This window comes from Pricia sp. (genome assembly GCF_041745955.1).
Lineage (GTDB): Bacteria > Bacteroidota > Bacteroidia > Flavobacteriales > Flavobacteriaceae > Pricia.
This window is the reverse complement of sequence record NZ_JBGTHY010000499.1, coordinates 1-9,050: the sequence shown is the minus strand read 5'-3', so window position 1 is coordinate 9,050 and position 9,050 is coordinate 1. Positions and strand designations below refer to the sequence as shown.

The following is a 9,050-nucleotide window of genomic DNA, read 5'->3' as shown; positions in this document are numbered from 1 at the left end:
TTTTACCTTTTTTATTCACTATAAAATCAAATTTTTATCTTTTGAGATAAGTAAGCCCCGTTTCCAAACCTGTCGCCAACTCGAATAGACTGGTATTTTGCAGCATCCGTTTCAGTTCGTCACGGATGACCACGAATTTGTAGTGTACCGGGCACGGTTTGTCGGCGTTGCATTTGTCAAGCCCCAGGCCGCAGCCCTCGTAAATGGAATCCCCGTCTATGGCAAATACGATATCGCCCAATTTTATGGTATCGATACGTGCTTTGGGTATTTGAAATCCGCCTGCAGGCCCCTTTGTTGAATCCAGAATATTGGCCTTTGCCAGTTGATGTAATATTTTGGCGGTAAACGCCGTAGGCGAATCTATCTCATTTGCTATTTCACTCAAACTCACACGCCTTCGTTGCAGCGATTGTAGGGGAATATAGGTGCTGGCTTTTATTCCGTATTCGCAAGCTTTTGAGAACATTTCGGGGATTGAACGGTAAAATTAAGGGATATTTTTTAATTCGGATAAAATTATCTGAAAAAATTTTAAGAGGGATTACTTTATGGAATTACCATTATTTTTAATTATCGATTTTACGATGTTGATAGATCTGCATGAACAACATGGTCGACATCTTCTGTGCCCTATTTTTGGCTATCCACGCTTTTTCGCCTTCAAAAAGTTCGTCTATCGTTGCGAACCACAAATTGAGCCACAATCCGAAATGTTCCGGTGTTATTGAATGGTTCATTTGGTCATCGACTTCCTGATGGGCAAGAACTGGGTTTCCGGCGTATTTCCTTTTGAGAAAGAGTTGGGTCTCCCAGAAATCGGTAAGCAAATCCAGATGGCTATCCCATTCGGAAATGATACCGTTAAAGATGGGGCCAAGGACGTTGTCTTTTCGGATTTTTCCGTAGAAGGTCTCCACCAACAGTTTTACATCTTGCCTATCCTTTATTTCCCTTTTATCCATCTTCAACATCAATTTGCGAATCGCTGGTGCGTATCTTTTTCCAATTGCTTCCTATGGTCGGGATGCGCAATGGAAATCAACGCCTTTGCCCTTTCCTTTAGATTTTTTCCAAATAGATTCACCACGCCATATTCGGTCGCTACAAAATGAACATGGGCACGGGTAGTGGTAACGCCCGCACCCTGCTTAAGGTATGGTGTAATTTTGGAAACGCCCTTGGCGGTAACCGATGGCATGGCGAAAATGGGTTTTCCTCCTTCGGATAATGATGCCCCACGGATAAAATCCATTTGTCCGCCCACACCTGAATATTGGAGGCTTCCGATAGTATCGGCACAGACCTGGCCGGTCAGATCGATTTCTATTGCACTGTTGATGGCGGTTACTTTCGGGTTTTTTCTAATAATGGCCGTATCGTTGGTATAGCCCGCTTCCTTAAAATGTACCAAGGGATTATCGTCTACAAAATCATATAATTTTTGGGACCCTACCGCAAAGCAGGTTACGATCTTTCCGGTCTTGACTACTTTGTCCTCTCCTGTGACTACTCCTTTTTCGATTAGGGGAAGCACCCCATCGGAGAACATTTCGGTATGGATGCCAAGCCGCTTGTGGTTACCCAAATTGCTCAAAACGGCGTTAGGAATATTCCCGATGCCCATCTGAAGGGTGGCACCGTTTTCGATAAGTCCGGCCACATGTTTTCCGATTTGTTTCTCGATTTCGGAAATTGGCGTGATGGTATGTAAATGTATGGGTGCATCGACCTCCACGGCATATTCGATGTTCTTGATATGGATAATCCCATCGCCATGTGTACGAGGTACGTTCGGATTTATCTGCGCAATGACCTTTTTTGCCGTTTGAATGGCGGGCAAGGCAACATCGACCGAAACGCCCAAGGAACAATAACCGTGTTTATCCGGAGTCGAAACCTGTACGATGGCCACATCCAAAGGCAAAATGTTGTTGCGGAACAACAGATGTATTTCGCTAAGAAAAATGGGAATGTAATCGCCTTTTGTGCCATTTACCGCGTTGCGCACGTTGGCACCTACAAAGCAGCTGTTCGTACGAAAAGTTTGGTTGTAAGGCTCACGGGCATATTTGGCATCCCCTTCGGTATGGATGGACACAATCTCCACATTTTTTAACTCCCCGTACCTTTCACAAAGGGCATCGATCAAAGTGTTCGGGGTCATTGCCGCCCCTTGAAGAAAAACTCGGTCGCCTGATGTTATGATAGACACGGCTTCAGCCGTTGAAACTAGTTTCATTTGTTATTCTTTTGTTTTGGTGTGCAAATATCGCAACTATGGCAATTATAAAAGATGATATTCGTCATATTTTGAATGGTCCAAAATTTTCTTGGATTTTAACGGATTTGTAATATGGATTGGAAGTTAGGACCTACAAATTAATTGCCGTACTGTAGTAATAAAAAAAAACTATATCAAGGTAATAAGGTCTAATTTCGGAAATTGAATTCTAGAAAAAGTAAGAATAAATAGCAATTGACGAAGATTGAGTTGAAATAATATTTTACCTTTGAATCTACGAGCTAAATCATAGCGAAGGTTACCTATTCGGTTACCTGATTTAATCGGAATCTGCTAATTGTTTGATAATTAAAAAATTGTGGTTTGGCGGGCTAGTCCTGTCATCCCGACGAACTACTTTTTAAGCGGTATCAAAGCACTGTTAACTGACTGGTTGACAGTGCTTTTTGTTTTACATGAATTACTTCACTTCATTTGCATCTAAGCATTATTTCAACACGTCATTTAAGCAAAATTTACATACATCTTCAAAACTAATTATTAGAAAGTCATACAGAATAATTTTGATCCATCATCTACTACGAGATAAACGGAAACCGTGGAGGATAAATGTCGGATTATAATACCATTGAAACGAACTGAAATCATTGTATCGTTCGTACGCGTTACAGCAATAATCTCCTTACCTCGTCCAAAACTGAACTATCAACTTCCATTAGATAAGTTAGGGGAATTGTTAGGTTTTGATGTCCAAGGACTCACTTAAAGTGGGAGTTTATGCAGGCTTCAAATACTTTTAATGAATTCCCTCTTTCCTTTATTACGGGTATTGTCGATTTGTTTTTTCACGCTGCTCTTTTAATTCCCTTAGATTCCGCTGTTTTACGGGTTCAAGTATTTTTTGACCATATTTGGTGTGGAACCGATGTTGTTGCAGAAATTCGATGTTCAAGGAGTCCCATGACGCATTCGAGTATTGTGTGTTCAAAAACGTTGCCCACTCCAAACGCAATAATGTGTTTTTCGCGTGGTACGAATTGATACCCAAATGGAACAGGTCGGCATCACAGATAATTGCTTCATAAATATTCTTGGGCCGCTGGGGCATACGGGTCGCTTTGATACAATTAATTACCAAATCGATTTTGTCATACGGGTAGCTTTGGGCCAACAAAAAGTTACTGGCTTCGGTTGCGCTAAAATTCTCATGCCCGGCAAATACCGTGGCATTGCCGGTATCGTGGAACAAGGCCGCCAACATAACGGGTTCGAGTTCTTCCATTTCCATATTTTCGTACATACCTATTTTGAGCACATTTTCGTAAACATTCATCGTATGTTCCTCGTTGTGAAAAGGCAAGGTGCCGCAACGGCTTCCCGACAATAAACCTATACAATACTTTTTCGCTTTTTTTACAATGGTTGTCATTTTAAACACTTTATTCTTGTGCTTTTTTCTTCCTTGAGATATGTCTTTCCCGTTTGGTAAGGTAGCGGATAGTAAAGTAGCCCACTGTCAACAGGGCGATCGCCATATTAAAATAGATATCCCGGTTTTCCCATGAAGATTTTTTTATGGGCCAATGGGTATTGTACGCCAGAAGCAAGACAGCACCCAACATCCACAAATAGGAGGTATTATACTCTTTATAGGCCACTTTTTTAAGGTCAAAATCGTTTTGCCGAAACGTTTTGTCGATACCCTTTACTTGGGGAATCCAACGATTTACTTTTGACCGGTATACGTCGTAGCCTTACCGACGGGCCTCTAAGTTCAATGTTATGGTTCAAATCTTGGTTTTCGTAGGGCAACCTCACGTTCAACTCCGGCCTTCTTTAGATCGGATTTGCATTTTTTTAGCATCCCTTCGGAATTGTCAATCCCCACGAAATGGATATCTTCGGGAAGCACCTTGTCCAAATTGATCATAGTGGTGCCGGTAGAGCATCCCAAACCATAAACGTTGGTGCCCTTTACTGCAAAATTCTTTGTAAGTTCCGCAATCATTCGTTGTATTTCCTCATAAAAGGGTACCGAGCGTACGACCATATCATCGAATACGGTAGCCACCTCTTTATTGAACTTGAAGTCGTAAGCAGGCTTTTGAGCGTCTTTAAAAACACTGTCTTTTTTCATTATTGGTCGTGTATACTTCTAAGGATGCTTTTTTAAGACCGAACTTTTTGGTCCAAACCTGCTCATGCCCAATAACTTTGCACAAAAAACCTAGCTTTTTAAAATGGATTATAAGTCGTTCTCTTTGGAGACCAGATACATTGCAAACATAAACGGTACAATAAAAATGATTTTCATGATGGTATGAAACACCGCTTTGGCCCACCAAATAACCTTTTGTTTTAGATGCCACATCGTTACGTTGTTTAAAATTTAGGCATAAATGTAAGACCCGATTCTAAAGAAAATATAAAGCAATTCGAAAGGGATTTGTTATTAACCGAACGTCGGCCAAGAGCGGATTAAAACCGATATTTCATGCCCAAGCGTATGATTTGGGTCTCGTAGTAATTTTCGTAAAGCGCTTCAAAACCATCGCCATCCAATTCTTGGCGAATGCCGAAGGTGTTGAGGATATCGGTGGCGGCAAGGGTCAGTTCCCCCTTCTTGTCCCAAATTGCTTTTTTGAGTCCGAAATCGACCGAAGAACGTGCCAATTGTTCGCCCTGGGGGATGTTCATTTCTGAAAAGTAGACCCCGGTCAACTGTGCGGATATTTCCCAGGGCAGTACGAACTCGCTCGTGAGTTTAGCATTCCATACTTCATCGGTAGATTCGTCGATACTGAACGATTGTTCAAAAGGAAATAATAGGATGCCTTGGTACGCATCTATGGTATTAATGTATCCGTTAAAACTTGCCGACACCTTGAACGTATTCGTTATATCTTGACTGAACAAAAGCTCTATGCCGGTATTGGTAGCACTACCCGTATTCTGATAGATCCGGTTCACGATATCATAATCGGGATCGGAATCGTCGATACTGAAAATTCGCATGTACTGGTCTTGGATCATTCTGTGGTACACCGCAGAAAAAATGGAACCTCTTCCCCACGAATATTTATGGGCAAGTTCGAAAGCATCGGTAAACTGTGGCCGGAGATAGGGATTGCCCACTTTTAAAAGTTCGGGATCATCGTATTTGGGGAATATACGCAATTCGGGTTCACCGGGACGGTCGATCCTTCGGTTATAGAAGGCGGACAATTTATTGGTATCGTTCAACTTGTAGGTAAGCCGAACACTCGGAAAAAGTTCGAAATACTCGTAGTCATCATTGTCGGGATAATAAATGTTCCCCGGATCCAAGTCATAGAATACGTCGGTCTGTTCGGCACGTAATCCGGCTTCCACGTCATACCTTTCTTTTTCGAGCAAATAGTTCACATACCCTGCAAAAAGGTTTTCGCCCCAATCGGAAAATGTTCCGAGATTGGGATAAATGATGGAATTGTTTCCGGGCGTGATGGTATAGTCCACGAGTAATCTCCGAATCCGGAGTTTGGCACCGAGCTCGATACGCCCGTTTTTTAAGGGGCGTACATAATCTGTGGATAGGTTCGTAGTATTTTCGATGGCACGGATGTTCGTCTTGTCCCTTCCTATCCTTACGGCGGAACTATCGTTCAACGAGTACGTTTCATCTTCCAGTCCTTGGGTGTACTGGGCATTGGCGCTCAAGGTATGCCCCGCCTGTTCGAATTTATGACGATAGTTTAATGCGGCATTGAGGTAACGGGTAACTTCTTCTTCTTGCCAATTGTAGAATCGGTCTCTCACGCTATTGTCCAAATTAATGAACGCTACTTGTGCGGTGTCGATATGTTTTTCACGATCGTAGAGTCCGGAAAAGGTAAAGCTGTTGTTTTCGTCAAGATCGTAGTCGATGCCCCCATTGATGATAGCGCGGAACTGCTTTCGGTTTTCGGGCACCTGTGAAACGATGTTCCGCCCATCATCATAGTTACGGGTCGTAAACTCGTTATTGGGCAGGGCTTCCTGAACGATGAATTCGGATTGCAGAAAGTAGTTGACTTTATCTTTTTTATAGTTCAGGTTGATGCTCGGAATTAATTTGGGATTGACGCTAAAGGAACCCAAATCGGTCTTGGTATCGGGCCTGCGCTTCCCCAAAGCGCCCAGTCCGAAGGATAGCCCCACGTCGCCATTCAGTCCGGTTTCTTTTTCCTTTTTATAGACAATGTTCACGATTCCCGCAAAACCGTTGGCATCGTATTTGGACGATGGGTTGTTGATGATCTCGATCTTCTCGATGTTGGAGGCGGGAATGTTCGCCAAGCCCTTTTGATTGCCAAATCCCGTTAGACTACTTTGCTTCCCATCGATCAATACGATTACCTTATCGCTTCCCCGAAGTACCACTTTGCCCTCTTGGTCAAAGGCGACACCGGGCATGGTTTTCATCGCATCGAGAACGGAACCGCCAGCTTGGGCAATGTTATCGACCAGACTAAAGGATTTCTTGTTCAGATCGGAATTTGTGGTCGCCTGTCTTCCGGTGACCTCTACCTCATCCAAAGCTTCCGCCGAAGGTTCTAGTTCGATTTTCCCCAGATCGAAAATGGTATTGAGACCGCCTGCCAACAGCGTCTGTTGGGTGCCGGTGTAGCCGATGAAAGAGAAATATACCTCATATTTGCCCAAGGGAATTTCTTGGATCTCAAACCTGCCGTCCACCTCAGTTATCGCCCCTGTTATCAGGGTATTGTCCTCAAAGGAATGCACTGCCACATTGGCGAAGGGCAGCGATTCTTTGGTCTCGGAATCGAACAATTGGCCGCTGACGGTTACCGATTCTTGGGCAAAAAGGGGTATGGATGTAAAAAATAAAATTAGGAGTACTGCTTTTCCGTGCATTCAGATTAATTTTTTTGATCGAGTTTCGAAAATACTAGGCAAACCTAAAGGAAATTTAAAGTTGGCGTCGATTTATCAGATAATCTTTAATTTGTCACCCCTATTCATTTTACGCTCACGGAAAAAACATGCCTACCATCCATGAATTCGTACCCGATCTAAAAACCATAAAGGTAGCAGATACGTTTAACGATGGCAAGTCCAAGTCCGGTAGATTTTTCGGCGTTACTTTCCCTGTAGAAACTTGGATACCAAATTAGTGCACAGCACTTCCGCTAGATAAGGATCCATTTTGGCCCATATCTCATTTTTCTTGTTATACTTAATTTCGGCAGCGGTAATCTCATGGAAGTTTTGAATGGTTTCGTTCATCAATTCGGCAAGGGCCACTTTTTCGATATTCACGAAGTGCCTGTTCTCTATTTTGGTCAACAGCGTCAACCGCTTGTTCATTTGGGTCAAGCGCTGGATATCCTTTTGGATGGAAGTCAAGTGCCCATACTGGCCATCGTTCAGAGTGTCGCCGTTGATAATGTTCTCGATCTTCGCCTGAATTATGGCCAAAGGGGTCGGTAAGGAAAATGGTTCCCTGTCGGCCATTAAGGCCCGTTCGATCCGATCTTCCGTTGAAAAAAGTTCCTCCTCTATTTCAAACTGTAACAAATTTCGGATATAAAAATAGAGTATAATGGTACTTAGCGCCATCAGAATACAACTTATCCAAAGAAGGTTTGGGAAGTCTTACGGATCAACGGTATACTTTGTTCTGACTTGGTCAATCCGCTATGAATTTATAGCCACTACCGTAGGCCATTTTTATATATTTGGCACCTTCGCCCGTCAATTTTTTACGCAGGTTGTTGACGTGTACGTAACTAAAATCAAAATTATCGGCAAGATCGCTATTGTCGCCCCATAAATGTTCGGCAATGATCTCTTTGGATAGTATCCTGCCCTGATTGGTCATAAAGAATACCAAAAGATCGTATTCCTTGCGGTTCAGTGCCCGGGGTCGAGTCCGTCCAGTTTATCGTCTAGGAAGTTGTTGGCCGAAATGATAATGACCCCCGTTTCCTTTTTTTTCTTTTTCAGTTTTCTGAGGACATCCAGACCATTGCCGGTCACCAAATTGACATCCAAAAGTATAAGGTCATAGTCGTATAGGCCGACCTTGTAAGTGGCATCGTCAAAATCGGATACTACTTCACACACATTGCCATCCTTTTCCAAATAGGTGGCGATGGATTGCTGTAATGCGATTTCGTCCTCTGCAATCAGGATTTTCATTACCGTAAATTTAAGAATAAAGGTAGTATGGGATTCTAAGGAAATTCTAAAGCGTTGTAGTTTTAAACCTGATCGATCAATTGCAGGAAAACCTCTTTCCAGTAGTTGGGATGGTAGCCCGTATCGGTATTGCCGAATCGAACGACTAGAATATTCTTTTCAGGGTACCTATATAGAAATTGGCCATAGAGGCCTATGGTGTAATAGCTACCATATTTTAGCGGCCCCAAACCCCAATTGATATTATAAAAGTGCTTGTTGTTTCCCGAAGGATTGGGGCGCGTGGAATACTCGACCCAAAAAACAATGTAAATCTAGGGTATAATGTTTTATCACGATCTGTCCCATACTCTGAGCTTTAATTTACCTTGAAAATCTACCGGCTTTGCAGGTGGTCATGTTCTGATGGCTATGCCTATTTTTGTGACATGAGTAAATATAGGAAACTTAGCCATTTCGTTTAAAAGTGTGATTATCATATTATAGAGGTCAGTAGTTAGCTGCATATGATTTCTTTCTGGTAAATTTTGTCCGCCTTTACCATCCGCACTATCAGGTTGTTGAATATGGTCCCTTTGCTTTGGGAGCGGTTCAACCGATAGCAGAACGCGTCGAAATATCT

11 protein-coding genes and 1 pseudogene are annotated in these 9,050 nt (G+C 42.7%); all 12 read right to left on the bottom strand.

The genetic code is table 11. The features are described 5' to 3' along the window. Positions 1-34: 34 nt before the first annotated feature. The gene (locus tag ACEW8S_RS17745; protein ID WP_373519449.1) at positions 35-469 is read right to left on the bottom strand and encodes an Rrf2 family transcriptional regulator; all 435 of its coding nucleotides are present in this window, start codon (positions 467-469) and stop codon (positions 35-37) included. A gap of 100 nt (positions 470-569) precedes the next feature. After that, positions 570-965, bottom strand: coding sequence for a group III truncated hemoglobin (locus tag ACEW8S_RS17740; protein ID WP_373519448.1), 396 nt, complete (start codon positions 963-965; stop codon positions 570-572). An 8-nt stretch (positions 966-973) separates the two neighbouring features. Continuing rightward, entirely contained in the window at positions 974-2,242 is a 1,269-nt protein-coding gene (locus ACEW8S_RS17735; protein ID WP_373519447.1) for an acetyl-CoA hydrolase/transferase family protein, read from the bottom strand. An 823-nt stretch (positions 2,243-3,065) separates the two neighbouring features. After that, positions 3,066-3,674 carry an HD domain-containing protein gene (locus tag ACEW8S_RS17730; RefSeq protein ID WP_373519446.1) on the bottom strand — a complete coding sequence of 203 codons (609 nt, stop codon included), beginning with the start codon at positions 3,672-3,674 and terminating at the stop codon, positions 3,066-3,068. Between the two features lie 10 nt (positions 3,675-3,684). Then, complete coding sequence (locus ACEW8S_RS17725) at positions 3,685-3,903, bottom strand: hypothetical protein (RefSeq protein ID WP_373519445.1); 219 nt, start codon at positions 3,901-3,903, stop codon at positions 3,685-3,687. Positions 3,904-4,025: 122 nt separating this feature from the next. Then, positions 4,026-4,382, bottom strand: coding sequence for a methyltransferase domain-containing protein (locus tag ACEW8S_RS17720; protein WP_373519444.1), 357 nt, complete (start codon positions 4,380-4,382; stop codon positions 4,026-4,028). A gap of 341 nt (positions 4,383-4,723) precedes the next feature. Then, positions 4,724-7,141 (bottom strand): TonB-dependent receptor domain-containing protein, encoded by a 2,418-nt coding sequence (locus ACEW8S_RS17715; RefSeq protein ID WP_373519443.1) that lies wholly within the window; start codon positions 7,139-7,141, stop codon positions 4,724-4,726. 225 nt (positions 7,142-7,366) lie between these two features. Then, complete coding sequence (locus ACEW8S_RS17710) at positions 7,367-7,846, bottom strand: hypothetical protein (protein ID WP_373519442.1); 480 nt, start codon at positions 7,844-7,846, stop codon at positions 7,367-7,369. Between the two features lie 70 nt (positions 7,847-7,916). Further along, a complete protein-coding gene (locus ACEW8S_RS17705) occupies positions 7,917-8,120 on the bottom strand; it encodes a helix-turn-helix domain-containing protein (protein ID WP_373519441.1) in 204 nt (67 codons plus the stop codon). Between the two features lie 20 nt (positions 8,121-8,140). Further along, positions 8,141-8,428: a response regulator transcription factor gene (locus tag ACEW8S_RS17700; protein WP_373519440.1), complete on the bottom strand. Its 288-nt coding sequence runs from the start codon at positions 8,426-8,428 to the stop codon at positions 8,141-8,143. A gap of 62 nt (positions 8,429-8,490) precedes the next feature. Next, complete coding sequence (locus ACEW8S_RS17695; RefSeq protein ID WP_373519439.1) at positions 8,491-8,658, bottom strand: hypothetical protein; 168 nt, start codon at positions 8,656-8,658, stop codon at positions 8,491-8,493. Positions 8,659-8,924: 266 nt separating this feature from the next. Then, positions 8,925-9,050 (bottom strand): annotated as a pseudogene (locus ACEW8S_RS17690) (IS1595 family transposase); the annotation flags it as partial.

Coding starts and splice junctions, on each gene's coding strand:
- ACEW8S_RS17700 (WP_373519440.1), bottom strand. CDS start 8,428: ATGAAAATCCTGATTGCAGAGGACGAAATCGCATTACAGCAATCCATC.
- ACEW8S_RS17745 (WP_373519449.1), bottom strand. CDS start 469: ATGTTCTCAAAAGCTTGCGAATACGGAATAAAAGCCAGCACCTATATT.
- ACEW8S_RS17710 (WP_373519442.1), bottom strand. CDS start 7,846: ATGGCGCTAAGTACCATTATACTCTATTTTTATATCCGAAATTTGTTA.
- ACEW8S_RS17730 (WP_373519446.1), bottom strand. CDS start 3,674: ATGACAACCATTGTAAAAAAAGCGAAAAAGTATTGTATAGGTTTATTG.
- ACEW8S_RS17720 (WP_373519444.1), bottom strand. CDS start 4,382: ATGAAAAAAGACAGTGTTTTTAAAGACGCTCAAAAGCCTGCTTACGAC.
- ACEW8S_RS17715 (WP_373519443.1), bottom strand. CDS start 7,141: ATGCACGGAAAAGCAGTACTCCTAATTTTATTTTTTACATCCATACCC.
- ACEW8S_RS17735 (WP_373519447.1), bottom strand. CDS start 2,242: ATGAAACTAGTTTCAACGGCTGAAGCCGTGTCTATCATAACATCAGGC.
- ACEW8S_RS17740 (WP_373519448.1), bottom strand. CDS start 965: ATGGATAAAAGGGAAATAAAGGATAGGCAAGATGTAAAACTGTTGGTG.